General features: G+C 46.8%; 21 protein-coding genes and 5 pseudogenes. 9 read left to right on the top strand and 17 right to left on the bottom strand.

Annotation, left to right across the window (positions count from 1 at the left end):
* Positions 1-33 precede the first annotated feature (33 nt).
* From TZ48_RS11900 to TZ48_RS11880, 4 genes and pseudogenes are all read right to left on the bottom strand, one after another.
* Complete coding sequence (locus tag TZ48_RS11900) at positions 34-297, bottom strand: hypothetical protein (RefSeq protein ID WP_112479297.1); 264 nt, start codon at positions 295-297, stop codon at positions 34-36.
* Positions 298-730: 433 nt separating this feature from the next.
* Positions 731-2,062, bottom strand: a complete 1,332-nt coding sequence (locus tag TZ48_RS11890) for an LssY C-terminal domain-containing protein (RefSeq protein ID WP_112479295.1) — start codon at positions 2,060-2,062, stop codon at positions 731-733.
* A gap of 109 nt (positions 2,063-2,171) precedes the next feature.
* Positions 2,172-2,900 (bottom strand): glycosyltransferase family 2 protein, encoded by a 729-nt coding sequence (locus TZ48_RS11885; RefSeq protein WP_112479294.1) that lies wholly within the window; start codon positions 2,898-2,900, stop codon positions 2,172-2,174.
* Positions 2,901-3,108: 208 nt separating this feature from the next.
* Positions 3,109-5,132: pseudogene (locus TZ48_RS11880) on the bottom strand (acetoacetate--CoA ligase).
* Between the two features lie 223 nt (positions 5,133-5,355).
* Here TZ48_RS11880 and phhA point away from each other — a divergent pair.
* The 6 genes and pseudogenes from phhA to TZ48_RS11850 all read left to right on the top strand — a co-directional run bounded on the left by phhA (position 5,356) and on the right by TZ48_RS11850 (position 13,177).
* On the top strand, positions 5,356-6,147 hold the full coding sequence (gene phhA, locus TZ48_RS11875; RefSeq protein ID WP_112479293.1) for a phenylalanine 4-monooxygenase: 792 nt from the start codon (positions 5,356-5,358) through the stop codon (positions 6,145-6,147).
* Entirely contained in the window at positions 6,140-6,475 is a 336-nt protein-coding gene (locus tag TZ48_RS11870) for a 4a-hydroxytetrahydrobiopterin dehydratase (protein WP_112479292.1), read from the top strand. Before phhA ends, TZ48_RS11870 begins: the two co-directional genes overlap by 8 nt.
* Positions 6,476-6,721: 246 nt before the next feature.
* Complete coding sequence (locus tag TZ48_RS11865) at positions 6,722-7,888, top strand: efflux RND transporter periplasmic adaptor subunit (RefSeq protein ID WP_112479291.1); 1,167 nt, start codon at positions 6,722-6,724, stop codon at positions 7,886-7,888.
* Positions 7,881-11,003, top strand: a pseudogene (locus tag TZ48_RS11860) (efflux RND transporter permease subunit). Before TZ48_RS11865 ends, TZ48_RS11860 begins: the two are co-directional and overlap by 8 nt.
* Before the next feature lie 288 nt (positions 11,004-11,291).
* Positions 11,292-12,353, top strand: coding sequence for a linear amide C-N hydrolase (locus TZ48_RS11855; RefSeq protein WP_112479290.1), 1,062 nt, complete (start codon positions 11,292-11,294; stop codon positions 12,351-12,353).
* 92 nt (positions 12,354-12,445) lie between these two features.
* Positions 12,446-13,177: a hypothetical protein gene (locus TZ48_RS11850; protein ID WP_112479289.1), complete on the top strand. Its 732-nt coding sequence runs from the start codon at positions 12,446-12,448 to the stop codon at positions 13,175-13,177.
* 214 nt (positions 13,178-13,391) lie between these two features.
* On the opposite strand, the gene TZ48_RS25025 is transcribed toward TZ48_RS11850, so the two are convergent.
* From TZ48_RS25025 to TZ48_RS11810, 8 genes and pseudogenes are all read right to left on the bottom strand, one after another.
* The gene (locus tag TZ48_RS25025) at positions 13,392-13,466 is read right to left on the bottom strand and encodes a hypothetical protein (protein WP_239670822.1); all 75 of its coding nucleotides are present in this window, start codon (positions 13,464-13,466) and stop codon (positions 13,392-13,394) included.
* 619 nt (positions 13,467-14,085) lie between these two features.
* Positions 14,086-14,250, bottom strand: coding sequence for a hypothetical protein (locus TZ48_RS25015; RefSeq protein WP_239670812.1), 165 nt, complete (start codon positions 14,248-14,250; stop codon positions 14,086-14,088).
* Between the two features lie 169 nt (positions 14,251-14,419).
* On the bottom strand, positions 14,420-15,568 hold the full coding sequence (gene yiaY / locus TZ48_RS11835) for an L-threonine dehydrogenase (RefSeq protein ID WP_112479287.1): 1,149 nt from the start codon (positions 15,566-15,568) through the stop codon (positions 14,420-14,422).
* A gap of 239 nt (positions 15,569-15,807) precedes the next feature.
* Positions 15,808-17,127 (bottom strand): BamA/TamA family outer membrane protein, encoded by a 1,320-nt coding sequence (locus TZ48_RS11830; RefSeq protein WP_112479286.1) that lies wholly within the window; start codon positions 17,125-17,127, stop codon positions 15,808-15,810.
* 185 nt (positions 17,128-17,312) lie between these two features.
* Positions 17,313-18,233, bottom strand: coding sequence for a M14 family metallopeptidase (locus TZ48_RS11825; RefSeq protein ID WP_112479360.1), 921 nt, complete (start codon positions 18,231-18,233; stop codon positions 17,313-17,315).
* A gap of 116 nt (positions 18,234-18,349) precedes the next feature.
* Positions 18,350-18,688, bottom strand: coding sequence for a cytosolic protein (locus TZ48_RS11820; RefSeq protein WP_112479285.1), 339 nt, complete (start codon positions 18,686-18,688; stop codon positions 18,350-18,352).
* A 112-nt stretch (positions 18,689-18,800) separates the two neighbouring features.
* Positions 18,801-19,080, bottom strand: a pseudogene (locus tag TZ48_RS11815) (type II toxin-antitoxin system RelE/ParE family toxin).
* Complete coding sequence (locus TZ48_RS11810; protein WP_112479284.1) at positions 19,077-19,361, bottom strand: type II toxin-antitoxin system TacA family antitoxin; 285 nt, start codon at positions 19,359-19,361, stop codon at positions 19,077-19,079. The pseudogene TZ48_RS11815 and the gene TZ48_RS11810 overlap by 4 nt, the downstream one beginning before the upstream one ends.
* A gap of 213 nt (positions 19,362-19,574) precedes the next feature.
* Here TZ48_RS11810 and TZ48_RS11805 point away from each other — a divergent pair, with 213 nt between their 5' ends.
* Positions 19,575-19,889 (top strand): PTS sugar transporter subunit IIB, encoded by a 315-nt coding sequence (locus tag TZ48_RS11805; RefSeq protein WP_112479359.1) that lies wholly within the window; start codon positions 19,575-19,577, stop codon positions 19,887-19,889.
* Between the two features lie 145 nt (positions 19,890-20,034).
* Here TZ48_RS11805 and TZ48_RS11800 read toward each other — a convergent pair.
* The 3 genes and pseudogenes from TZ48_RS11800 to pyrC all read right to left on the bottom strand — a co-directional run bounded on the left by TZ48_RS11800 (position 20,035) and on the right by pyrC (position 22,020).
* Positions 20,035-20,471 (bottom strand): annotated as a pseudogene (locus tag TZ48_RS11800) (acyl-CoA thioesterase).
* A gap of 99 nt (positions 20,472-20,570) precedes the next feature.
* Positions 20,571-20,879, bottom strand: coding sequence for a cysteine-rich CWC family protein (locus tag TZ48_RS11795; RefSeq protein WP_112479358.1), 309 nt, complete (start codon positions 20,877-20,879; stop codon positions 20,571-20,573).
* A gap of 112 nt (positions 20,880-20,991) precedes the next feature.
* A complete protein-coding gene (gene pyrC / locus TZ48_RS11790; RefSeq protein ID WP_112479283.1) occupies positions 20,992-22,020 on the bottom strand; it encodes a dihydroorotase in 1,029 nt (342 codons plus the stop codon).
* A 197-nt stretch (positions 22,021-22,217) separates the two neighbouring features.
* On the opposite strand from pyrC, the pseudogene TZ48_RS11785 reads away from it, so the two are divergent.
* A pseudogene (locus TZ48_RS11785) lies at positions 22,218-24,037 on the top strand (MOSC N-terminal beta barrel domain-containing protein).
* An 80-nt stretch (positions 24,038-24,117) separates the two neighbouring features.
* Here TZ48_RS11785 and TZ48_RS11780 read toward each other — a convergent pair.
* Together TZ48_RS11780 and nadE are read right to left on the bottom strand one after the other, a co-directional pair.
* Complete coding sequence (locus tag TZ48_RS11780; RefSeq protein WP_112479282.1) at positions 24,118-24,363, bottom strand: HP1242/YdcH family protein; 246 nt, start codon at positions 24,361-24,363, stop codon at positions 24,118-24,120.
* A 164-nt stretch (positions 24,364-24,527) separates the two neighbouring features.
* A complete protein-coding gene (nadE, locus tag TZ48_RS11775) occupies positions 24,528-25,418 on the bottom strand; it encodes an ammonia-dependent NAD(+) synthetase (protein WP_239670811.1) in 891 nt (296 codons plus the stop codon).
* A 117-nt stretch (positions 25,419-25,535) separates the two neighbouring features.
* On the opposite strand from nadE, the gene TZ48_RS11770 reads away from it, so the two are divergent.
* On the top strand, positions 25,536-26,048 hold the full coding sequence (locus TZ48_RS11770) for a nicotinate-nicotinamide nucleotide adenylyltransferase (protein ID WP_112479281.1): 513 nt from the start codon (positions 25,536-25,538) through the stop codon (positions 26,046-26,048).
* Position 26,049 lies beyond the last annotated feature (1 nt).

Raw genomic sequence — 26,049 nt, 5'->3', positions numbered from 1 at the left:
GTCACGGGCTTTTTAGCATCGAATGGCTAAGAACTACAACTTGTCTTTTCGCTTGCTTTGCTGGCGGATGTAGTCGCCAAACTCATACTTTCTTTCTTGATGTCCTACCTGATAAAGCTCGCTTTCCGTGCGCTGCTGCGAGTAATTTGACGCTTTCATAGAGCCTTTTCCGACTCTCAACATGTTATCGACAACGCGTTTAAAGAATGAATCAATGCGTCGACCGTACATTTGAAGAACGCCTAGCATGCTGCAAAAGCTCATCGCCAAAGCGACAGTCCAGTGTATTTCTATCATGCCAATCCTCCACAGAGTGAAGAAAGTGTTGTTAAAGTGAGGGTGGTAAAGGGTTGGCGAGCAAGTAAAAGAGCAGGCTCTTTCATAGAGGTTCGAGAAGACAAAGCAGCTTGAATAGGTGGCGCTGCAGGTTGTGGGCGCGTTGAGCTGCGCAGTTGGTTTGGATCGCTTGTAGATGCGAAACGGGCCAAAGTGATCATTGAGTTTTATACCTTTATTATTTGAGCTGACTTTGCAAAAACTGAGCATGTTTTTGCTGAACGTGAATATTAGGTATGCGCCTTTGTAACATCAATGTGGTTGAAATTAGTTGATACAATCCGTCACACTGCTAAATGCTAATTAACGAGCCGTCGAAGTTTGACACGGCTGATTAATCTCTTTTGTGCTTGTATACAAATCTGCGAGTGACAGGATTGGGTCAATGGCATTTTTAGGGCTGGGGAACGTAACTCATCGAGATAAAATCAATACTCTCAGTGGGTTGTAGATTGTTTACATACGATGCATGTTCCGAGACGACTAATACTTGCCCGTCGGTAGAGTAGTCATGCTGTCGGTTTTTGGTAGTAACACTCGCCAGTGGAATGTTCTTGGCTTTCCAGCGGTCATTGAGTCGAAACACATCGGTTTTTAGCTGATCACGCTCAATGTCCACATTCGGGGAGACAGAATGAAGGAGCGTCAAAATACCGCCATACGGCGTCAACTTAAGGCCATTATCATAGCTGAGTGCTCCAATCCATACGGTTTGTTGGGTTTGCGAATCAATGCCCGCCTGCCACCAACGAATGTGTGAACGATGAGTAAGGGTGCCGGGTAGTTGAAACGCCAAATGCTGTGGCTGCCCATTCCAAAGTAAATCAGAAACGGGTGGTGTATTCTGTTGCAACAACTGGACATAATCACTGAGTTCGATGTCACTGCGCGAGAAGGTCTTGTTTTCAATCCAGCCTAATTCACCCATTAAATCGGCCGGGGTGTCGCCCAAGTAAACCACATTGACTGCTTGCGCTGAGTAAACGGTGGATTGACCTGCGTACACGCGATAATCAAGCTCTGATAAAGTGACTTCCGTTGGCACTGTATGCGCTAAAGGGACGACCTCGTTATCACTCCACCAAAAAAAGTGTGAGTAATTGAGCGCCAGCATACCACCAAGAAACAAGCTAGATGCCTTCAGCCAAGAATAGCGCCACTGCTTTTTGATGCCGAAATAGAGTAGTGCCAGCGATACAAGTGATAGACCTAAAGAGTATTTGTGCTCAGAAACAAACGTTGCGGCTTCACTCAGCATAGGTACGTTGTCAACGCCTGCAGCAAGCAAATATCCCCAGGTAACAAACTGACCTACACCGAGAACTAATCCGACGAATGCGTAGGCAGTGAACTTTTTCCAGCGAATGTGATTCGCACCTGCCATAAAAGGCACAACCCAAGCGATGGGACCAAGTAGACGAGCAAACGCAATAACCCAAAAGGCATTTCGGTTGATGAGAAGACGACAGCGCGCTAAAGGACGGCGAATCTTAGGCTGCCAGCGGAGCAAGGCTTTTTGTGCATTGAAGCCGTAACGACGCCCGATAAGGAAGCTAAGTTGGTCACCAATTAGGCCTCCGAATAATACGGCAGCGACGGCTATGTATGCGCCCGAATAGAGCTGATACCCAGCGGCTATCATAAACGGTTCACCCGGTACCACTAAGTTTGGCCCAATCAATGCGTCGAGAAGCGCACCTACAAACAGTCCCAATGTTTCAAACATACCCAATCCCTACCTACTTTATATCCAGCGACCTGTTGTGCTGTATTTACCTTATTCGCTGTTTCTGTCTTACTGTTTTTGGCTACTGTTTCTGCCTTACTGTTTTTGACTATTGTTTCTGATAATGGCCAAACTGGTATTCCATTTCGTTGTTGCGCATTTCACCAAATAGGAAACGTCGGACATTGGCTTTTAGGTAGGTAAAGCCCATTTTGAAGAAACCATCTTGCTCGAGGCGGCGCGGATCGAATTGAAAGCTGATCGGCAGAAATCTGAAACGCCAGGTTCTAGACGCCTTTTTGACGTAGTGGCAGTCTTCACAAAGCACGATCTCTTCGTCGAACCCACCGATCTCTTGGTGAACACGTTTGGTTGAAAAAATGCATGCGCCAACGGCGGTTGGGAAGAAGAATTGCGTGGCGAACAATCCAGCATTGAACAGGCCATAGCAAACTTTATACGCCGGTGCTAAGTTGCGTGAACCCATATAGACACCGGCGACTTCAAGCTTTTCTTGCTCAAGTTTATCGATGGCCTTTTGGAGGAAATCTTTGTCGAGACGAACATCTGCGTCCAAAAACAGCAAGCGTTCATGTTTCGCTAGCTTCGCGCCAGTGTTGCGGCCAAGGCTCACGCCGCGCTGAGACATTTGATGTACGGTTAGACTTGGCAGCGAAGCTTGATACTTACTGGCTACTTCACACGTTAGGTCATCGCTATTCGAATCGACAACGATGACTTCAAAGTCTTGATAAGTTTGGCAGCTAAGATCGCTCAGCAAGCGAGCGATACGTTTTTCTTCATTAAGGGTGATAACGACTACGCTAAGTGATTTCATCATTCTGTTCCTTTCGTTCAATGGTTCCATCGATAAAGGCCGCTTGGTTAGCTTGGTTAGATGATGCGGCCAGTTGATGAAGCCAGTATCGGCGAGTGGCACTGAATGAAGAATGAGTGGAGAGTTCAGAATCAGTTCATGTAGATGGGCAAGACGCTTTACCGACATTGAAACTTAGTAAAGCGTCTTTTAATCAGAGAGTTGGCAGTTACGCTGTGTGAGCGAGCTGCGCGACTTCATCAAGGACGTGCGGGTTAGCGATCGCTCCTTTGTTCTTTATTTCTTGGCCGTGCAACACCTGTTTTACCGCCAGCTCTACCAGCTTCCCTGACTTGGTTTTTGGGATCTCACTGATAGCATAGATTTCTGAGGGGACATGGCGAGGTGAGCAATGCGTTTTCAGTTGCTGTTTGATGGCATGCTGCAATTTGTCATCAAGTTCGACAGAAGGGGAAAGCTGCACGAATAGGACAATCTTTTCATCATTGAGATGTGTTCTGCCTACTGCGATGGAGTCGATAATGCCATCGAGCTGATTAACCTGCTGATAGATCTCAGCGGTACCAATACGTACGCCTCCCGGATTGAGTATCGCATCACTGCGTCCAAAAAAGCGCATACCCCCGTGTGAAGTCATCAAAACATCATCGCCATGACTCCAGCACTGCTCGAAGTCTGCCCAATAGGCGTTGTGGTAACGTTCACCATCGTCATTCCAAAAGCCAACGGGCTGGTTTGGGAAACTGTTCAGGCAAACCAGTTCACCACGCTCTTCTTTGACAGATTCGCCATTGGTATTAAAGACTTGGACATTCAAGCCTAAACCGGCGCTTGGCATTCACCGCGATAAACAGGGGATATAGGATTGCCAAGCACAAAGCAGCCGCAAATATCGGTTCCACCGGAAATAGACGCTAAATGGAGATCCGATTTGATGGCGTGATAAACATAATCAAATTGCTCTGGATACAAAACAGAGCCTGTAGAGCAAAGGGTTCTAAGGTGGGTAAGTGCAAACTTCTCTCTAGGGACAAAGCCGTTTTTTTCTATCGCTTCCAGATACTTAGCGGCAGTACCAAACAAGGTTACTGACGTGCGATTGGCCAGTTCCCACAGTACGTTTTCCGTGGGGTAAATAGGGTTGCCATCATAAATAACCAAGCTCGCCCCACTTGCCAGTGCCGATACGTGCCAGTTCCACATCATCCAACCACAAGTGGTGTAATAGAACACCCGATCGTCAGAGCGAACATCACAATGCAGCTGATGTTCTTTAAGATGATTTAAGGTGATGCCGCCAACAGAGTGAACAATGCACTTAGGCTTTCCCGTTGTTCCGGACGAATAGAGGATGAACAGAGGAGAGTTAAACGGAACGCGATGGTAATGAACCGATTCACTTTGAAAGTCACCAATGACGGACTCCCATTCGACGTTGATAGCGTTGCCGGAATTGATTTGAGAAGAAGTTGGCATTGATGGCTCGTTCTGACCGAGGTGCTGGTATCCCACAGTGCAAACGTGGGTAACAGAGTCTATTGCATTTGAGATGGCGCTGTTTTTATCTGCCATGGAGAATGATTTACCGCCAAATTGGTACCCATCCACGCAAAACAGCACCTTGGGTTTCACTTGTCCAAAGCGCTCAATAACGCTTTCCGCACCAAAATCCGGCGAGGTCGATGTCCAAATAGCACCTAGACTGGTGGCTGCGAGCATAGCAATCACGGCGTAGGGAGAGTGGGGGAGATAGCCAGCCACGACATCGCCTTCTGCTACGTTGATGCTTTGAAGCCACTGTTGCATGATTGACACGTGCTCAAGGAGTATTTTCCAAGTGTATTGCTCAACATGGCCTTGCTCATTTTGAAATAAAATGGCGACCTTTTCAGGGTTTCTCGTCCCATAGTCGAGTAGATTCTCTGCATAATTCAGTTTCGCCTCTGGAAACCAGACAGTGTCTCTCGCTGGGACGACATTACCCCATACTGCCTCCCCAAGCGTGGTCGTTTGACCTTGTTTCGAGCCCACAACGCCGCAAAAACCCCATACTCGTTCCCAAAAATGCTCTGGATTATCTAGTGTCCATTGATGCAACTGTTGATAGTCAGAAATGTTTAAGGCGGGATTGTCTGCAATGAGTTCATTGATGAATTGCTGGATATGACTTTGAGCAGCGCGAGTCGCGTTAGGTGTCCAAAGGGCTTGAGAGGAAGTAGGCTTTGTTAACATTATTGATACACTCGTCCTTGATATTATTATGAGTTTAATTTTTGTTGCTTTTAGTGGGCTAGTCAAACTTATCGGCTAAATTCAATTGATTGAATTTAAAGTTAAAAATATACGCATGTAAAATTTATGTTACACGCGAAGTGCAAGCGTCATTTAGAGGGGTTATTGTCAGGCCAAAACCAAACACATAGGCTTAATGTAAAGAGTTTGTTAAGGAAATGGCATGACTCAGTATGTATCTAACCCTGTGAATGAGCAGGGAATAATTGATTGGAGCGAAGAAGAAAACCGCATTTGGCATGATCTTGTTGAACGCCAACTGGATTTAGTCAAAGACAGAGCGTGCAAAGAGTATTTGCGCGGACTTGAACTGCTTGATTTACCGCTGGATAGAGCGCCTCAGCTGACTGAAATAAACAGCGTGTTGCAGCGTGAAACTGGCTGGCAAGTGGAGCCTGTTCCAGCGCTGATCGACTTTGACCGCTTCTTCGAACTGTTAGCATCACGTAAGTTCCCTGTGGCGACATTTTTACGCTCTCGAGAAGAGTTTGACTACCTTCAGGAGCCTGATTTCTTTCACGAAATCTTCGGTCACTGCGCCATGTTGACCGACCCGGATTTTGCCGAGTTTACTCAGCATTATGGAAAGCTTGGCTATCAAGCGAGCGGCAAGCAGAGAGTCTATCTGGCGAGATTGTATTGGTTTACCGTCGAGTTCGGACTTGTTGAGCAAAACGGCGATTTAAAAATTTACGGAGGCGGTATCTTGTCATCTCCAGGCGAGACTCTGTATGCACTCGATGATGAAAGGCCGCTGCGCCAAGCGTTTAATGTCGATAACGTGTTAAGAACGCCTTATCGAATCGACATTATGCAGCCGACTTACTTTGTGCTGGACGACATTCGCCAGCTGTATGAACTAAAACAACAGGACTTGAGCCAAGACGTCGCACGAGCAATGGAATCGGGCTTACTCCCTCCACTTTTTGAACCAAAGGACATGACACATGCTTAATGAACTACGCTGCGAAGCCTGCAGCAGCGATGCAATTGCACTGGGTAAGGATGAACAACAGCAGTTACTGACAGAGCTTAATGATTGGCAAATTGTACAGCGAGATGGGATTCCACAGCTCGAGAAACATTATAAGTTTAAAAACTTTAAGCTCGCTTGGGCGTTTTCAAATCAAGTGGCGGAGCTTGCCGAAGAGGAGTTTCATCACCCAACGATCGTGCTTGAGTGGGGTAAAGTGACCGTGACCTGGTGGAGTCACTCTATCAAAGGGCTACACCAAAACGACTTTATCTGCGCTGCCAAATGTGACCGATTTATCACTCAATAGAATCAATGGTTTGACAATAAGATCCTCGCTCTATGCGGGGATTTTATGTTTTCAGGCACTCATATAGGGTGGAGAAGGAAATGTCATACTTTGCATGTCAGTAACTGTATTGGTAAGAAGTCGATTTGAGTCAAAAAAGATGATGAAACCTTACAGTTTATATCAATTAATATGCGTACAATGGTTATAGACCTCACACGTACAGTTGTTGAGGTACGTTGACTCAAGAACACCATAAGGGACACTATGTTCAAGCGCAGTATTAAATGGATACTCCCGTTCGCAATCTTAGGCGTGGCGGGTGGCGGTTACTTCTTAGTTCAAAAGACTGCACCAGAAGTCGAGACAGAGAAAACGCTCGACACCACACCGCGTGTCAAAACTCAAATTTTGCAAGCACAGACTCATCAAGTACAGATTTCGAGTTTTGGCGAAGTCGTACCTTTAGAGCGTACAGCGTTGTCTACTCAAGTTTCAGGTGAAGTGACTAGCTGGCACCCAAATTTTGTCTCAGGTGGGGTGGTTAAACGCGGTGAAGTTCTGTTCACTATCGAGAAAGATGACTATCAAGCCGCGGTGCTGCAAGCTCAAGCAGAACTTGCACAGGCACAAGCTACCCTCATCGAAGAGCGTGCAAAAGCGAAAGTCGCTGAGCGCCAAGCCAAGAAAATCAAAGATACCCAAGTATCGGATCTTTATCTTCGTATCCCACAAGTATTAAGTGCAGAAGCCCGTGTGAAATCAGCGCAAGCAGGGCTGCGCCGTGCCAATCGCGACCTTGAAAATACTGAAGTTGAAGCGCCATACGATGCGCTAGTGGTGTCTCGCAATATCGGTGTTGGACAGTACATTACCGCAGGCTCTCAAGTCGCGGAAATCAATAACATCGAACACGCAGAAGTTATGGTGCCGATCGCTGGATTCGACGCGCCATTTTTACCCAAAGATATCGTGGGCGTCAGTGCTGAGATAATCGCTAAAGGTCGTATTGAAGCGACTCGAGAAGGTCAAATCGTTCGTGATTTGGGTGTGGTCGATAGTGCGACGCGTATGGTGAACATGGTGATTCGTATTGATGATCCCTACGGCCTTAAATCGAATCTGACCCCATTGCCGTTTGGCTCTTATGTTGAAGTCCAGTTTAATGGGCGAACCGTGGACAACTTATTTCAAGTGCCACAAGAGCTTGTTATTGATGAGCGAGTTTGGGTTGTGGATCCAGAAGACAAACTGATTCCAAAGCCTGTACATGTGCTTCGTGAGGAGCAGGCCAACTTCTTTATTGATTCAGGCATTGAGAATGGTGACGAGCTGGTATTGACGGTACCTGAGTTTCCGCAGATCGGTATGACCGTTATTCGGGTCAACGACGAAGCCGATGTGTTGACGCAGCAAGGAGAGGCCAGTGAGTAACTCGACCCAGCGCGGCATTATTGCTCTGTTCGCCAACAACTCGGTGGCGGCCAACTTGCTCATGGCGTTTGTACTCATTATGGGTACGGTCAGTTACTTTCTGATCCAGCGCCAAATGTTCCCGAACTTTGAAATCAACTACATTCGTGTGACCGCGTCCTACCCGGGGGTGTCGGCACAAGAGATCGAGGAAACCATCCTTATCAAAGTGGAAGAGTCACTCAAGGATGTCACCGAAATCAAAAAAGCAGTCACGGATGCGTATCGCGGTGGCGGCCAAGTCACGCTCGAAATCGATACCAAAGCCGATCTTCCGGAAGTACTCGACCGAGTCAAACAAAGGGTTGATGCCATTGCCAGTTTCCCAAGGGCAATGGAGCCAATAAAAGTCACGCAAATTGAGTTCAAGCAAGATGTGATTGGGATGGTGCTGTCGGGCAATACCTCACTGACTGAGCTCAAAACCATCTCTAAACAAGTAGAGAAAGAGCTGTTGCAACTGAGTGATGTATCGTTGGTTGAGGTCAGCTCGCCGCCGGATGAAATTGGTATTGAGATTCACCCTGATGAGCTGCGTACGTATGATTTGACGTTGGACGATGTGGTGTCGGCGATTCAGAAATACTCAGCGAACTTCTCAGCAGGGCAAGTGAGAACCAACACCGGCTTGGTTTCTATTCGAATTGAAAACCAGTATTACGATGGCTATGAATTCCGCCAAATCCCCGTCAAACTCGGTGCCAATGGTTCGAAAGTGTTGCTCGGTGATATTGCTACCATTAAAGATGAGTTCACTGAAGGGCAGCACTACTTTAAATTCTCGGGTGAGAATGGCATTTATCTCACGGTAAAAGCCACCAAAACTCAGAACATGGTGCCGGTAGCTGAAACGGTGAAGCGCTACATAGAAGCTCGCAACCAAACCTTGCCGCATGGGGTGCAAATCCACACCTTGATGGATATGACTTATTACCTCAACGCTCGCCTTGACATGATGCTCAAGAATTTGATGCAGGGTGCGGTTTTGGTCGCGGTATTGCTCACTATATTCTTGCGTTTTCGCTTAGCAATGTGGGTAATGGTCGGGCTGCCGGTTTGTTTCCTTGGCGCGGTGATGTTGATGCCGCTGTTTGGCGTTAGTATCAATATCATTACTTTGTTCGCCTTTATCATGGTACTCGGTATCGTGGTCGATGATGCCATCGTGATAGGGGAGAGTGTGTATACTGAGGTAGAGAAGAACGGAGGCGGCGTCACTAACGTGGTGCGCGGCGCTCAGCGAGTCGCAACACCTGCTACCTTTGGTGTATTAACCACCATCGCGGTGTTCGTCCCGTTTCTATTCTCAACCGGCCCTGAGAAAGCGTTTTTCTATGGCTTGTCGATAGTCGTTATCTTCTGTCTCATCTTTAGTTTGATTGAATCAAAACTTATTCTGCCTGCTCACTTAGCACATACTAAGTTCACACCAGTTAAAGAGAGCAGCTACCGAGCTCGGTTCAACCGCGCGTTCTTTAAGTTCATCAACGGACCCTATAAACGTACTGTCAGTAAATGTGTGGAATGGCGCTGGTCTGTCATGGAGGATTCATTGCCATTTTGGTCGTGAGTGCAGCCATGGTGACCTCAGGGCATGTCAGAATGATCCCAAGCCTAAAGTGCCTTCTGATTTCCCTATGATCAGAATCGAGATGAACAGCAATGCTTCAGATGAGCAAACCATCGATGCCTTGCTGACGCTTGAGAAAGTGGTTAAAGCGGTAGATAACGACATTCAAGATGAATTTGGCATGCCTGTCATTCGCGACATGATGACCATTAATACCAGCCGTACTGAAGGCATGCTTATCTTACCGTTAGTGGATGAGGAAGTGCGTCCTGTTGATGCGTTCGAGCACTCTCGCCGCTGGCGTGAAAAGCTGCCGACCATCGTCGGTCTTAAGTCCATTGTGATTAATGACAATGTGGCTGGTGGTGATGACGGTGATGAGTTTGGTTATCTGCTCTATGGGCCCGATATGGAAGTGCTCAATGAAGCCGGAAGAGAACTGATTTCCAAGCTGCAACTGCAAACTGGGCTGTTTGATGTCAGCTCCTCGATGGATACCGGCAGCGAGAAGTACAGCTTTCTTTAAAACCAGTGGCCTACGATCTTGGGTTAGATCTAGCCAGTGTCGCAGCGCAGGTTGGCGGCAGCTTTTATGGCGGAGAGGCGCAGCGTGTGTTGAGAAACACCGAAGAAGTTCGAGTGATGGTTCGCTATCCAAAGCTGACCCGTGAGGCCTTCTCATCCCTGCGCTATGCGCTGATCAATACTCCTTCGGGTAAGAAAGTGATGCTCGGCGATGTGGTAGAAATTGAAAGCAAACCGGGCATTAACCAAATTCGACGCGAAAATGGTTTTAGAACGGTTTACATCTACGGCTCTATTGACGAGACCGTTATCGAGCCGGATAAAGCAGTGAAGAACATCGAGGACAATGTCCTGCCAGCGCTAAAAGCCATGTTCCCAGAAGTTACCACTGAGCTTGGTGGCACGATTGAAGAGCAGCAAAAGCAATCCGCGGAACAAATCGTATTCTTCGTTGCGGGTATGATTACGGTGTATATCCTGCTCGCGGTGCCTCTCAAAAGTTATGCTCAGCCGCTGATCATCATGTCGGTGATCCCATTTAGTCTGACTGGGGCAATTTGGGGGCACTATTTCTACGGTTTAGATATGTCGATGATGTCGACGTTTGGTCTTATCGCGGCTGCGGGGGTAGTGATTAACGACTCGTTGGTGATGACCGATTACGTCAACCAAATCAAAGCACGCTGTGACTGCGCTAAAACAGCAGTAGTTGAGGCGGGATGTGCGAGGTTTAGGGCGATCACCCTTACTTCAATTACAACCTTCTTCGGCGTTCTGCCAATTATGTTTGAGACCAGCTTGCAAGCGGCATTCGTTAAACCTATGGCCGTTGCTCTAGGGTTTGCAGTCATGTACGCCACTGTAGTGACCTTGATTGCCGTGCCATGCTTGTATGTGATTTTGGAAGACATTGGTGGCGTATTCCGTAAGGTGAAAAGGCTCTATTTCCCGCTAAAACAACCTGCTGCTGAGCGCAGCTAATTCCAGTCTTAATTGGCTCGGTGAGCTCTGACTCCCGAGCCGATATCAACTTAATTCCAGATAATACCAATCAAAAACACCTAGCTTACTTAGTGATTCAATAAAATATAACTCTTTATTTATCAGATGATTGAGAGAGATTTCTTTGATTCAAAGTTGCTCATGTATTCGATTGGTAAATAGTTACTGCTTTGAGTAAATCTGCACCAATTCATAAAGTCACTACCAGAAAAACGAGGGCATCTTATCGTTTGATGTCTGGATTTTGGTTAACAAAGGTGACTGACAATGAAAAAAACAGTGATTGCGCTAGGTATTGCTGCGGTAGCAAGTTCGACTTTGGTGAGCACGGCAAACGCTTGTTCGAGAATTACGCTAGATACACCGTATGGAGTGTCCCAAGTTCGCACCCTTGATTGGGGAGAAAAGCTGGGAACGGTGGCGATTGTGACGCCAAAAGGAACGAAGGTTGTGACCAAAGACGTGCCTTCTTACCAGCAGGCCGCGTCGTGGACTGTGAAGTACCCAACGCTGAATTTGGAAGAGCGCGAAGTGTTTGTCGATACCTCAGGTGAAGCGATCAACAGTGAAGGTTTGTCAGCCTCTACGCTCTATATGTATGACTCACAAGCTTTCATCAAAGACTATAAAGACACGGGTGCTCCTGCTGTGAACTGGGGTGACGCTGCGGCATATATGGCTCAGAACTTTAAGACGGTTGCTGAAGCCGTGGCTGCATTTGAAGCGAATGAGTTCCAATTTGCTTGGGCGGATGGCATTCATGGCGCTCAACACGGTTTGCATATTTCGGTACAAGACAAATCGGGTGATATTGCTTTGTTTGAATTGAACGAAGGCGGCGAAATGGTGGTTTATCGGGGGTCAGTGAACGACAAGCTGCGTGTGATGGCGAATGCACCTCTGCAGCAGTATCACGATCAAAATGCTGAAAAGATTGGCGATATGTCAATTGTCGAGAACGGCTTCAAGATAGGCTCTTCAATTGCCTCATCGGAGCGTATGCTGCGCGGTCTATACAACACTGCACATGTAGAGTTCTCTGATACAGCAACATGGCAACAAACTGAGGGCAAGCTGCAGTCTACTTTTGATGCGGGCAACTTGGTGCCTCAAGACATTATTGACCCTACCAATGGTGAAACATACGCCACGTGGATCCAGTACACCTACAACTTAGAGAACGGCTCATTCAAGATGCGTAACTTGGATACGTATAGTGAAATTCGTATCGACCTGAATGAGTTAGCGACCATTTCTCAAGTCTCCTGCGCTGACTTGGTTGAACAAGCAGAAGTTTCTGGCACTGCAACCTTTACTCCTTGCCAATAAGGGCACCTTTATCCTGAGGGCGCCATTACTCAGGGATAATTCAATCCACGGACGACCTAATTAAAGGGACTTTTGTTTAATTAGGTAACTTCATGAAAAAAACATTACTCACTGTCACGTTATGCGCGATGACAGCAGGCGCATTCGCGTCAAATTCGACGCCTACGGACACTGCGGGTGAGGAAATTAACTACGGCGATCCAACGGCTTCTTTTTCTACCCTTGGTGTTTCTCGTTCAGGCGATGCCACACAGCTTAACGGCATGCTGGGGATGGGAAACAATATTTTCCAGCTAGACCTTGGTTTGGCGGATAAGAAAACCAATGACGACAAGCTTGATTACAACTATCGCGCTCGTTATTTCCATGTCACCGACGGTTTAGGTGTCAGCGTAGACGTACTGGGTGACCGAAACAGCACTACTGCTTTGGCGGGACTCATCTATAAGTTCCAAGTGACGGACAATATTATGCTGTTCCCAATGTTGTCGGTTGGCCGCACTTCTGCTGATTGGAAGGAGGTCGGAGTTAATTGGAACCTTGGAACAGCGGATATTTATGTCAAGGATCAGAAATTCGACTCTAATGTTTATCAAGCAGGCCTCTACGGCATGTACGCGTTCGACGCGGGTCATTGGTTGTATGCCAACCCGAAATCAACTTACGTCCAACAAGCAAAAGAGTGGGTGCCTCAAGTAGAAATCGGTGGTGGCTACATGGTTTCAGATGTTGTTTCAGTGGGCTTTAAAGTAGAACACACTGCGGAAACCAAGTACCTGAAAAAAGACACCACAGGCTGGCTACAAGCTAACTACTACTTCTAATGAGGTGAGATCGTGGAAGACACACTAGATATCGTCGAGATGTGTGTCATGGATGATCGCAGTTTTATACTGGCTTATTTGATTGGAGCGGCATCGATGGCTTTATGGTTTGAGTTTCGTAGGCTCGGATCAAACCCAAGATGCAGGATGATGAAACCAAGCAAGAATCAGGCAAAACAACGGCTCCCTAGGGAGCCGTTCTCTTTTCAATGACTTAGTTTAGCCGAGTCATTATCGAGCGCTGAAACTGCTTAGGCGTTTGACCAAACTCGTTTTTGAACAAACGAATAAAGTGAGAGATATTGTCATAACCTGTCTCGTAGCTGCGTCGGTGACAGACATCGAGGTTAAATGTCGCTTCGCCGCCTTTAAACGCAGTTGCGTTAAGTACTGCTTCGGGTTTTGTTCCGTCATTAGCTTGAACTTCTGTGAGAAGCTCGACAGCGACAATCCCACTTCTTCCGCAACCTGAGACAGCGATAATTGCATGCCCTCCTGAGAGTTCATTAATCGTATCGCGCGCTTAATTGGATGTGATTGATTGCCATTGATGATGCTGTGACAGGCGTTATTACGAAGAAGCTCAAACACTAACTCTTGACCTGTTAGGTCAATCAAAAAATCCATTCCAGTTTCTTGCTCACGAAGGATATCTTGCATTCTCCCATGTAGAGCATCAACCCGCTTCTCAATCGGGTTAACAACAAAACCTTGTGAATCGAATGATTGAGAGGTATCGAATTCTAAATAGTCGGAGACTCGCTGCGCGACTTTCTCGATCAGTGGTTCCGTGAACTCATACACCAATGCCTTGGTATACTCCGGCATCTTCATATGGATATTAGAGTTCGGCGGCAACAATACGAATTCATCGCTCTGATATTTAAACGCTTCTGACTGATTAACTTTTACAGATTTAGCCCCTCAAGGATGGTGCAAAGGCGAGGGGCTTCGTATGAACGGTATTCGTCGTGAAAGTCTTTTGGGAGGTCGTAATAGAGCAAATTGATTTGACCTGCGCTCAGGGCATACTCTCGCTCTGCGATGCGACTAAAGTTGCTTAACGTGTGCATGAGTGGTGCTTTGCTCCTATTACGAGGGTGAATCCCATAATAGACAGGAGAAAATAGCACAACATTGATCTGTGTTAGTTAATCTCTCGCCATTTATAAAACAAAACTGCAGGCAATCGTTTTACCTGCAGTTCTGAGATGTGACTCGAAATTGTTGCTCTAAATGGTCTTATAGAGCGGCGGCTAGAATACCAACAATCTCATCATGGGTGGCTTGTTTCGGGTTAGTGAAACCGCAGGCATCTTTGAGTGCGTTTTCAGCTAGTACGTCGAAGTCGTCGCGCTTAACACCAAGCGCTTCGAGGCCTGCTGGAATGCTAACGTCTTTAGAAAGCTGACGAATCGCGTCCAAACCGGCGTTTGCTGCTTGCTCATCACTCATACCCGCTGTATCAACACCCATCGCGCGCGCCACATCTGCTAGGCGTGCTGGGGCAACTTGTGTGTTGTACTGCTGAACATGTGGAAGCAGAACGGCGTTACATACGCCGTGTGGAAGATCGTAGAAACCGCCCAGTTGGTGTGCGATAGCATGAACATAGCCAAGAGATGCATTGTTAAATGCCATACCCGCCATAAACTGTGCGTATGCCATGTTGTCACGCGCTTCTAGGTTATCACCGTTTGCCACTGCTTCACGCAGGTTAGCTTGAATCATTTCAATGGCCTTGATAGCTGAAGCATCAGTAACAGGGGTGGCCGCGATAGATACGTACGCTTCGATAGCGTGAGTCAGTGCGTCCATACCGGTTGCTGCGGTCAGTGAAGCTGGTTTCGCTAGCATTAGCTCAGGGTCATTCACTGAGATAATTGGCGTGACGTTTTTGTCCACGATAGCCATCTTAATGTGACGAGCTTCGTCAGTGATGATGCAGAAGCGAGTCATCTCAGATGCTGTGCCAGCCGTGGTATTGATAGCAATAAGAGGAAGTTGAGGCTTTTTGGAAACATCTACACCTTCGTAGTCTTTGATTTCGCCGCCGTTTGTCGCAAGTAGCGCAATGCCTTTTGCACAGTCGTGCGGTGAGCCGCCACCGAAAGAAATAACACAATCACAGTCGTGCTCTTTAAGAAGAACAAGACCGTCATTCACGTTCTCGATGGTTGGGTTTGGCTTAGTTTCGTCGTAAACCACAGCGGCAACTTGCGCTTCATCTAGCAGCGTTGTCAGCTTATTTACTGCACCAATTTTGTTTAGAACGCCGTCTGTCACGATTAGGGCTTTTTGAAAACCGTGGCTTTCAATCGTTTTTACTGCGTCAGCTAGGCAACCAGCACCCATAAGGTTCAAAGATGGAATATAGAATGCGTTAGACATGTTCTACCTCGTTTAACTTTCAAAAATTATCAATTTCAAACCTATGAGTAGGTCTTACTTTATCTTCTGAACTCAGATTATCAGTGGTCGCAATGGGCAAACTAGCGCTGGTTTTATAGAAATAGTCGATTTTTTAAAAGTGACTGACGATGTGAAGTGCGTCGGCTCAAAGGCTGCGAGGAATTAGAAAAAGACCTCGATGTTCGAGGTCTTTGAGTCATCATACGAGAGAATGTGCTTTAAAAAGGATGATCAACCATGATCCAAAAGTTGGTGCTCTCTGGAGATTTGGCTAAATCCGCACGAACGACCAGACCTGCCATCAAAGCTCGCACTGAGCCGCCAGCATCGTACTTTAGGTCGGTGAGGAGTTCGTTGGCGGTATAGGCAGAGCCTACTCGACCGACTTCTACAAAGCCAACAAGCTGGATCCAATCGACTCGTAAGAAATCGAGCCATGAAACATTTTTAAGTGGGTTGTAAGCCAAGGTATAGCGATATTCCGCTGCGCCGTACAACACGGCTTTGTCATGGAAACGGTTATTGTCGTAGCCACGAAGTCGTGTGAAGCCTCCTAACGTCGCACCTTCATTGTATGGAGGGTTGCCGGTGACAACACGGTTGCCTTGTTGATCGGTGTTCACTTCCCATGTTGGAGAGATACCCGTCCAGAAGTTAAGCGCGATAACGCGTTGCGAAGCCCAATCTGATTTACCCAGCGAAAAATACTTGCTCATATCGAGCTCATTGAATGACCATTGCTGCTTAGACTCAAACCAGCCCCAGTCATGAGAGGTCGCAACATATTGGCGGCTACCGTATGACGGGTTCGGCGCAAAGTCCGTGTTGTCATAGAGAAGACCAAACTCCATGGCATGAATAGTGCCATCGAGCTTGCCTTGGTTAAACTCAAAAGATTGATAGCGGTTAAACTGGCGAGTCACAAAGATCGTAGAGCCACTTTCAAGCGGGTTCCACTCTTTGCCACCAGACGGCTCAGATACCAGCAAACCATTACGTATTTTGTAGTCGACTCGGCCATCATTTCGAGTCGCACCAATCGGAAGTACATACTCCATTTTGATATCAAACCAATTGGAAGCGCCGTCAGCTTGGAAAAATTGATCGTTTGAAGAGCCGTTGCTTCCCGGAAGGGGTGAGCCTGGTGGATAGGACTCAGTGCCCGTTGTATAAGCCCTCTGCTGAGGGTAATAGCCAAACATGCCATAGGCACTTAAAAAGACTCGCTCTGTGCCGGGGATCATATAGTTCCAGACGCCGCCAGCGATAGCGTGGCTCGTATCACCACCGAAAACTGTACCACCAATGGTCATTTGATCTTGATGAATACCTTTGATCATTCCGCCGACACCCACGTTCAAACCCATGGTTTCGGTACTAAAGAGGTACGGTAACACCATGGACTCGCGGATTTGATCTGGGGTCTCTTGACGGTCAATTCGTGATTTTACGCTTGTTGGCAAAGCTGCTTGCGCCAGAGTGGCATTGAGAGAGCATGTCAGCGCCGTAACCAGCCCTAATAGGCGACGATAAGTCATAGATGAGCGACTTCCTTGTAATTATGATTTTTATTTGTCGTTACATAGCCTAGCGTGATTTATCGTGCGAGAGAATAAATAACCAAGAGTTTGATGGTTTTTTGTTGCAGGTTTTACAAATGTGAGTTTTTTTGTGTGTGAATTTGCAAAACCCAAGCGCTAGTCTTGGGTTTTGAAGTCTTGCGTTACATCGATGTTTGTAGGAAATCGAGTGCCCCCACGACCGCAGCAACTTGAGCATCATTACATTCTTGTTCAGTCACTTTCGGGCTATCTGGATACACTTCTGTTGTGGTTGAGTACTCGCAATCCGTCATGCCAGTGCAAAGGCTAAGCTTTTTCAACGGATAGTTGATTACGCCATGCTGCACCACATCCGAGCCGATGATTTTGCCATTGTCGTCAGGCGGCGCAATGTGCGTCACTTTCTCAACAAAGCCAATCACGTGTTTTTGAAACGCCTCAGCTGGCTTTTCGGTGTTACCGACTAGATAAAAACCGTCAGGTACATTGTCTTCAATGTATTCAAGGCCGTCACGTGCAGCAAGAGCAGGGCGGAACTCGCTCTCATCCGTATCTGTGGTCTCATGAAGATCAATGTGAGCCCAAATCTCGGTGCCTAGCGACGCCACAAACGCCATGAGATTGGCCGACTCTTCCGCTGGAGAATTTTGATAGAACGAACGGTTTGGATCTACGGCGTTAGGATTCCAGCGGTTAATGGTTTCATAACCCCAAGGGCTCACACAAGGTGCGATAACGATATTGAATGCATCTTGGTAATCTTGAACGTTGTTCTTAGCAAACTGAAGCGCGCCGTGAACACCGGACGTCTCATAACCATGTACGCCACCCGTTACGAGAATTGTTGGTTTTTTTGCATCCCAGTTTAGAGTTTTAAGAGCAAACAGTGGAAAGCGAGCTTCGTCGTAAGAAAGCGCGCCGTATTGCACCACATCTAAGCTCTCACGCAGTGCGTCGATTTTAGGAAGGACATCTTCGCTATAAAGACGTTTGACCGACGTGCTTTCACGCCACTGTTGGACTTCGCTATCCGTCCATTTTTTCCCCGGAGTACCGATAGGGTATTGAAAGCTATTTTGCATGGTTTCCATTCTCAACATCTAATGTGCGAGAAAGCATAGCGGTGAAGAAGCGCAGTGGCAATCGAAGAGAAGTGAAGATTGTGACAAAATTGGTTTCCAGAACTCAATGAAGCTGTTTAATCTAAACGAGTAATAAAGGTCTTCTCGTCATCCACAAACGCCACAAAGCCGCCGTGATAGATAAACACTCGACCACGCCCTTCAACCAGACAGGCAAGTTGGGGGTTCAAATCTTCCTCGTTGTTTGGTCTTTGCAACGTGCCGGTATCCGTCACTACGCCGTCGAGTGAGGGCAGATACCCATAGGTGCGCTTGGCTTGATCAATCAGGCTCAATTCGCTGGTGGTAGAAAAGCAAGAAGGGATAGTGCCGGCATCTTCGATAAACATGGTTTTGAATTCTTCAAAGGCGGTGATCACCAACCAGTCGATGTCGTTTACATGATGGATAAACATAGAGTGTCTCTGTAATTCTGATGGGGGATGTTATCACTTTATGGAGGGAGGTGCTAAAGCGGGGGAAGTCAGTGCTGCGTGTTAATGTATGTTAGTTCCCAAGAAGAAGCGATCAATCCATAGGAAACTTTTGTTTCTGGTGGAGCACGCGCATGATTCGGATAATGTCTCTTTCAATCCAATAGGACACGATCATCGAAATCTCAGGAATTATTAGTAATCGTCCACGAATGCCGTCTCGTTGCAGACCCATAAGTGGCTGATCGGGGCAAATTTTCTACTTTTGCTTCAATGAGGTTGTCAGTTTTCTCTGCCGTATCAGGGTTGAAGTCATAGAGAAACTCACAGATCTTTCCGCGGTCATTAAGTGATTCTTCTTCCCATAAAATCATTGCTTACCTCGATTACGGATTCTGGCTTTGCGCTCCTCCATTCGAGATTTAGCAGTTTGGTGCTCAACGAAAACAGATTTTCCTGAGTCAATCTTCTCAAATGCTAGGTTTACTTGTTCAGTTAGCCATGCATCGTGAGATAATGTTTTTCTTTGTTGTTCAGCGAGTTGTTCAGTCAGTTCACGGCAAGCGCCACTGAGAGTGCGACCTTGGCTCTCAGCCATTTGTTGAGCTAGGCGTTTTGTTTCTTCATCAACGCGAAATTGAATTCTAGTGTCCATGATGTATTCCTCTGTTGGTGTGTGTACAAGTGTTAGCACCGGCCTTTGAGGTGGGCAACCAACAAATTGTTCAAACAGACAGCCCATTATTTTACTCTGGGTGTGAGCGTTGAGTAGATTCTGCATCGAGTGCGGAATGACGAGATGAAGCTCTACGACAAAACACCCAAGAAGGGTATAATCCCAAGTTGTCTCCCACTCAAGCTGTTGACTATGCTCCAAACCATCAAGCGAATATTAAAAGCACTAACCCAAGTTAACCCAAACCTCGAACAAGATGTCGACACTGTCATGGGCGCTATTGGTGGGCTTAACAATCTAGTCGAAACCGGTGCGTGTGCGACTAGACTTCGACTGACGCTCAAAGACACATCCATTGTCGACCAAAAGGCACTGAAAAATCACGGAGCGCATGGTGTGGTGATACTTGATGAGCACCACATACAGATTATTTACGGAGTAAAAGCCAATACCTACTCGCAAGAGATGGAAGAAAGACGCGTTAAACATGTGTCTGAAAACCAGTGAGTTTTGTTCCTTCGGATGAATATGTTTCGCTATCTAGAAACACAAACGGCCAAGTTCGTTAATGTTCTTGATAGCGATAAAAAGACGCCTTTCGTATCAAACAGCGTTGTTATCTGATACGAAAGGCGTCGTATTTACTTATTAACTAGCCCGCTGACTTATTTCGTGTCTCTTCAATCGCCTTCATCAATTTCTCAGAAATTAGCCCTTTCTTATTGGTGTTAAAGTCAAACATCACAATGGTTGCGCTGCCTATTGTTGTGACTTTGCTAAGCTTGTGGCTGACAATCTTATACTCCATCGTGAATCGGTCTTCTTTGACTTCGGTAATACGAGAGCCAACCAGTAGGGTATCTGGATAGGTAACAGGCAGTTTGTAGCGGCAGTAGGTGTCACCGAGTACGGGACCAACATTGGTGACGGCCATATCTTCCATCAAACTGATATGACGGAAGTAGTCGAGGCGAGCGGTTTCAAAATAGCGAAAGTACACCGCGTTGTTGACATGATTTAGGGCGTCCATTTCCCCCAAGCGACGGGGATTTCTGTGATGACTGGAAAACCTTCAAGCAATGATTCCATTTGTTATTATCCTTTTGTTGCTGGGCTTTTACTCTATTTTGTTTTTAACAAGCTTGCAACAACCTAGGAGGGGTACATCAAGGATATTGACGGATATGGCTATTTCAACGGCAGCTTACTCAAGCACTTACGACACAAACAGGTCGCCGATTTTTGCAAACTTGATGTATCACGCTTTTCTATCTCGAAACACCAGCAAGATGACTTTCCTGCTGAGATATCACAATAGGCGGGTTCGCCGCACCGCTGGCATTGGTGCGTGGATTGCTCGCCAGAGAGTTGCTCTACTTTGTCTTGGCGCTGCTCGTTATCCATAAAACGCCACTGCGAAAGTTCATCCATGGTTCGATGACATCCGCTGCAGATCCCACCTTCATTTTTACAGGCAGCGCGGCATGGAGTGACGATAACAACTTCTTGGGACATGAACAGCAATCTCAGTTGGGCTTGAAAAAATAAGGCTCCCATTATTGATTAGGGAGCCTTACATATCCAGTATTCGTGGGCGTTTTTTTAACGCTTACTTAACTTTCCAGTTTACTGTTTCGCCGCCACGAATTGGCACAACGATGTCGCTACCAAATGGCATGGTTTCTGGCACGTTCCACTCTGATTTTTCAAGCGTGATAGTGTCTGTGTTGCGAGGTAGACCGTAGAAGTCCGGGCCGTTGTGGCTTGCGAAACCTTCTAGGTTCTCTAGTTTGCCTTCTTGCTCAAAGACTTCTGTGTAAAGCTCAACCGCAGCGTGCGCTGTGTATGAGCCCGCACAACCACAAGCGGCTTCTTTCTTGCCTTTTGCGTGTGGCGCTGAGTCTGTACCTAGGAAGAATTTCTTGCTGCCACTCGTTGCTGCTTCGATAAGCGCTTGCTGGTGGGTGCCGCGCTTAAGAATGGGTAGGCAGTAGAAGTGTGGCTTGATGCCGCCAACCAGCATGTGGTTGCGGTTGTATAGAAGGTGGTGAGCTGTGATGGTGGCTGCTACGTTGTCGTTAGCGTTTTTCACGAAGTTTGCCGCATCTGCTGTCGTGATGTGCTCTAGAACAATCTTAAGGTTCGGGAAGTCATTCACGATAGGAGCAAGAACGGTGTCTAGGAACTCTTTCTCACGGTCGAAGATATCAACTTCGTGAGTGGTTACTTCACCGTGAACCAGCAGAAGCATGCCCACTTCTTCCATCGCTTCTAGTACGTGGTAGATGTTCTTTGCGGACGTTACGCCAGAATCTGAGTTTGTGGTTGCACCCGCTGGGTACAGTTTTGCTGCCACAACTGCGCCAGATGCTTTCGCTTTGCGGATTTCGTCTGGTGTGGTGTTGTCAGTAAGGTACAACGCCATTAGAGGTTCAAACTGCTCAGAAGGTTGCTCAGCCATAATGCGCGCTTTGTAAGCCAGCGCCATTTCTGTGTCTGTGACAGGTGGGATAGTGTTTGGCATGATCAGTGCGCGGCCGTTGTAGCGGCTGATATCGCGAACAGTATCTTTAAGAACGTCGCCGTCACGAAGGTGTACGTGCCAGTCGTCAGGACGAGTAATAGTCAATGTAGTCATTTGGGCTCCCACCAAGTTAGATTCTTCTTGAAACGGAGCCTAAACGGTGGCGAAAAATGTGAATGCAATCGCTTACGTTTAGGCGACAGGATGATAGAGGAAAACGAGTAAGATTTCACTATGTTTCTGGGACTAAGGGAAAAAAGACGTTACCATTGAGCTCAAAATAAGGAAGACAACAATAAAAGGGCTCAGTCGTGTCAAAATCTCCTCTGCTTTCCCAAATCAATATCTATCCCGTTAAATCCGTTGGCGGTATTTCTCTTTCTTCTTCTTGGGTCGAAAAACAAGGTTTGTGCTTTGATCGCCGATTTATGGTCGCGCTTTCCGATGGGGCTATGGTCACCGCTCGTAAATACCCAAACATGGTCAAGGTGTCGTCAAGCTTGTTGCCAACAGGGATCATTTTTACTTACCCAGGTATGGCGCCGCTAAAGCTAGAATACAGCAGTTTTAAATTACAGCAGACGCCAGCAACGGTTTGGAAAGACAACTTTGCTGCTTACACTACAACCGACGAAGCGGATGATTGGTTTAGTCAGGTGCTCGATCAGCGTGTTGAACTGTTGTTTACTGGTGAGCAATCGAACCGTGTGCGTGAGAAGCTAGGACACAATGTAAGTTTCGCCGATGGCTACCCGCTGCTCATCATTAGCCAAGCTCTTTAGATGAACTGAATCGCCGCAGTAGTGAAACACACTCGATGGAGCAGTTTAGAACCAACTTAGTGGTGGGTTCTGATGAGCCATTTATTGAGGACTCGTGGAAGCGTATTAAAATTGGTGAAGTCGAGTTTGAAGCGGTTAAACCTTGCGAACGCTGCATTCTGACGACGGTTGATGTGGAGAAAGGAGCCTTCCGTGAAAGCAAAGAGCCGTTGAATACGTTCTCGCGTTTCCGCGCGAATGAGAGAGGTGGCGTTTTCTTTGGTCAGAACTTGGTCGCCAAAAATGAAGGTATGATCCGCACTGGTGATGAGATTGAAGTTCTTGAATACAAAGATAAAGAAGTATACGACGATCTAGACGCTCAAAAACAAGAGTTTGTTTGTGTTGAGCGCGAGCGCGTTGCTCGCAACTTTGAAACCTTCTGGCTAGAGCCTCAAAAAGGCGCAATGCCCGATTACAAAGCAGGGCAGCACCTTCCAATTGAACTTAATCTTGATGGTCAAGTTGTGAAGCGTTTATACACTCTATCATCGAGCCCATCTCGTCCAGGGCGTTTGGCAATCTCAGTCAAACGTATCGATGGTGGCAGCGTGTCTAATTGGCTGTTCGAACACTTTCATGTGGGTGATACCCTAATTGCAGATAAACCAAACGGCAGCTTCCATATGGCGAATGCAGACCACGAGCCACTATTACTCCTCTCAGCGGGTAGTGGTGTGACACCTATGATGTCGATGCTTCGTGATTTGTCAGACCGAGACGCCGTTAACAATGTGGTGTTCTTCCATCAATGTTCTACTGTTGATGATATTCCGTTTGCCGAGGAGCTTAAATCACTAGAGGCGAAGCACGAGAATCTCACCGTGATGCTGTCTTTGACTCAATCTAGCGATGAATGGCAAGGTTTAAAAGGGCGCTTTAGTTTATCCCACCTGAAACAAATTCCAGATCTCACCGCAAGGCAGGTGTTTGTGTGCGGCCCTGATGGCTTCATGCAAAAGGCTAAGAACCTGATGCTGAAAAAGGGGCTAGCGGAAGATCATTATCATCAAGAAGCCTTTGGTGTCGCAACAGTGACGGAAGACAACGTTAAGGCGCTTCAAATCAGTATCGATGGCAACGTATTTGAAGGGGATAACCAAAAAACACTGCTGGAACAGGCAGAAGATGCGGGAATGTCGATTGCACATTCTTGCCGAGCTGGTTTTTGTGGCGCATGCAAGGTGACGGTGGAATCAGGCTTGGTTCATCAACCCGATGTACCTGCGATTCAAGAATCGGAAATTGCGGAAGGTAAGGTGTTAGCGTGTTGCTCAGTGCCAAGAACGGACGTGGAAATCGTGAGTTGATTGCTGTTGTGAGTTGATTGCTGTTGTGAGTTGAATTGTAGGTGCCAGTGTCCAACTGGCACTGGCTTTGATTTACATGCTTATTTTGAAGCACTCACTATACGTTGATGCAACGAGTCTTTTAAAACGGCTCTATTGTGTTTTAGCTGATGCATCTCGGTATCTTCGATGGGTGAACCGTTGAGTTCTAACACACGAATTTCTTTATCCAGAGCATTGTAGTTTTTAGTATCTGCAGCAAAGCCTTGATCGCTTTGTGTCAGTGCTAAAATGGTATCTTGATGTTCTGGAAATTCCTTAAGAAGAGAGTGATCTTCGCCTAACATAGCAACCCCTTTATATTCGATGAACAAGTGTTTTAGCTTGGGCATGTGCACAAGTGGATTGATGCGCGCGAAGGCGTGTTATCACCTGTGCTCTTATAACAATGGCACAAGTTAGGGGTGATTAAAAGTTGACCGGTGGGAAGATTTGATTTCAGCGAAGTAAATCACAAGCTAGAAAAAAGCCAGCAATTTTTTTGCTGGCTTTGGGCATTTATAAGACTCGGATTAGTCGTAGATTGTCGGGATCGCTTCACGTTTGTGTTGTGTTGCTTTGTAAATAGCAACCAACTTGTCTGAAACGTCTTGAGAAACGGGTTTGCCTCTAAGAAGTCATCAATCTGGTCGTAGGTTAGGTTTAGCGCATCTTCATCGGCTTTTTGTGGGTCGAGCTCTTCAAGATCGGCAGTTGGTGTTTTCTTAACAAGTAACGCTGGCGCACCAAGCGTTGCTGCTACTTCACGAACTTGGCGTTTGCTTAAACCAAATAGTGGTGCCAAGTCACAAGCGCCGTCACCAAACTTGGTGTAGAAACCCGTGATGTTTTCTGCTGAGTGGTCAGTTCCAAGCACTAAACCACCAACGTAACCAGCGATTTCGTACTGCGCTACCATACGTGCACGCGCTTTTACGTTACCTTTAACAAAATCGACTTTCGCCGCGTCTGTTGGTAGTAGACCAGTGCCTTCTAGTGCAACGTGTGATGCAGCATGAAGACCATCAACACCCGCTTTAATGTTCACTGAGACAGAATGAGTCGGCTCAATGAAAGAAAGCGCTAGCTGTGCTTCGTCTTCGTCTTTCTGCTCACCATAAGGCAAGCGCACTGCGATAAATTGGTAGTCGTTGCTGTCGCTCGCTTGGTTAAGCTCGTTTACCGCCAATTGTGCCAAACGGCCACAAGTTGTTGAGTCCACACCCCCACTGATACCAAGAACGATGGATTTGCATCCAGACTGCTGCAATTTCGTCTTGATAAATGCAACACGGCGTTCAATTTCAAATTGTGGGTCGATAGACGGAAGCACGCGCATCTCGTCTCGAATAAGTTGTTCCATGTGGGATCCCTTTTCCTGCAAGCAAAAATGATTTCTTGTATGATACCTACGAACATCGCTGAAAAAAAGTTACAGTGGTGGCCAATCTATGCATAGATACGATTTATTGAGATACATATGACAAAAATAGCGATATTTGGCAGCGCCTTTAACCCACCGAGCCTTGGCCACAAGAGCGTGATTCAATCATTGAGCCATTTTGACAAGGTGCTGCTAGTGCCAAGTATCTCTCATGCTTGGGGCAAAAGTATGTTGGATTACAGCATTCGCTGCCAACTGGTCGATATGTTTATAGACGATCTCGCCCAAAGTAATGTCGAGCGCTCAGATATCGAAGAGCATCTTTACCAACCCAATAGTTCTGTGACCACATTTGCGGTGCTAGAAGCCCTTGAGCAGCGTTACCCAGATGCGGAGCTGACTTTTGTGTTGGGTCCTGACAATCTATTTAGCTTTGAAAAATTTTATAACGCTCAGCAAATCGTTGAGCGTTGGTCATTGCTAGCCTGTCCCGAGAAAGTGAAAGTTCGCTCTACCACTATTCGCTACAGTTTGTCCCAAGGTTTGAATGTAGATCACTTAACGACGGTAAGTGTCGCTAAACATTTGGTCGCCCATAAGCTATATTGAC

The sequence above is a fragment of the Vibrio variabilis genome (genome assembly GCF_003263785.1).
Taxonomy (GTDB): domain Bacteria; phylum Pseudomonadota; class Gammaproteobacteria; order Enterobacterales; family Vibrionaceae; genus Vibrio; species Vibrio variabilis.
The sequence above is the reverse complement of the archived record's forward strand: the minus strand, read 5'-3'. Positions and strand labels throughout refer to the sequence as shown.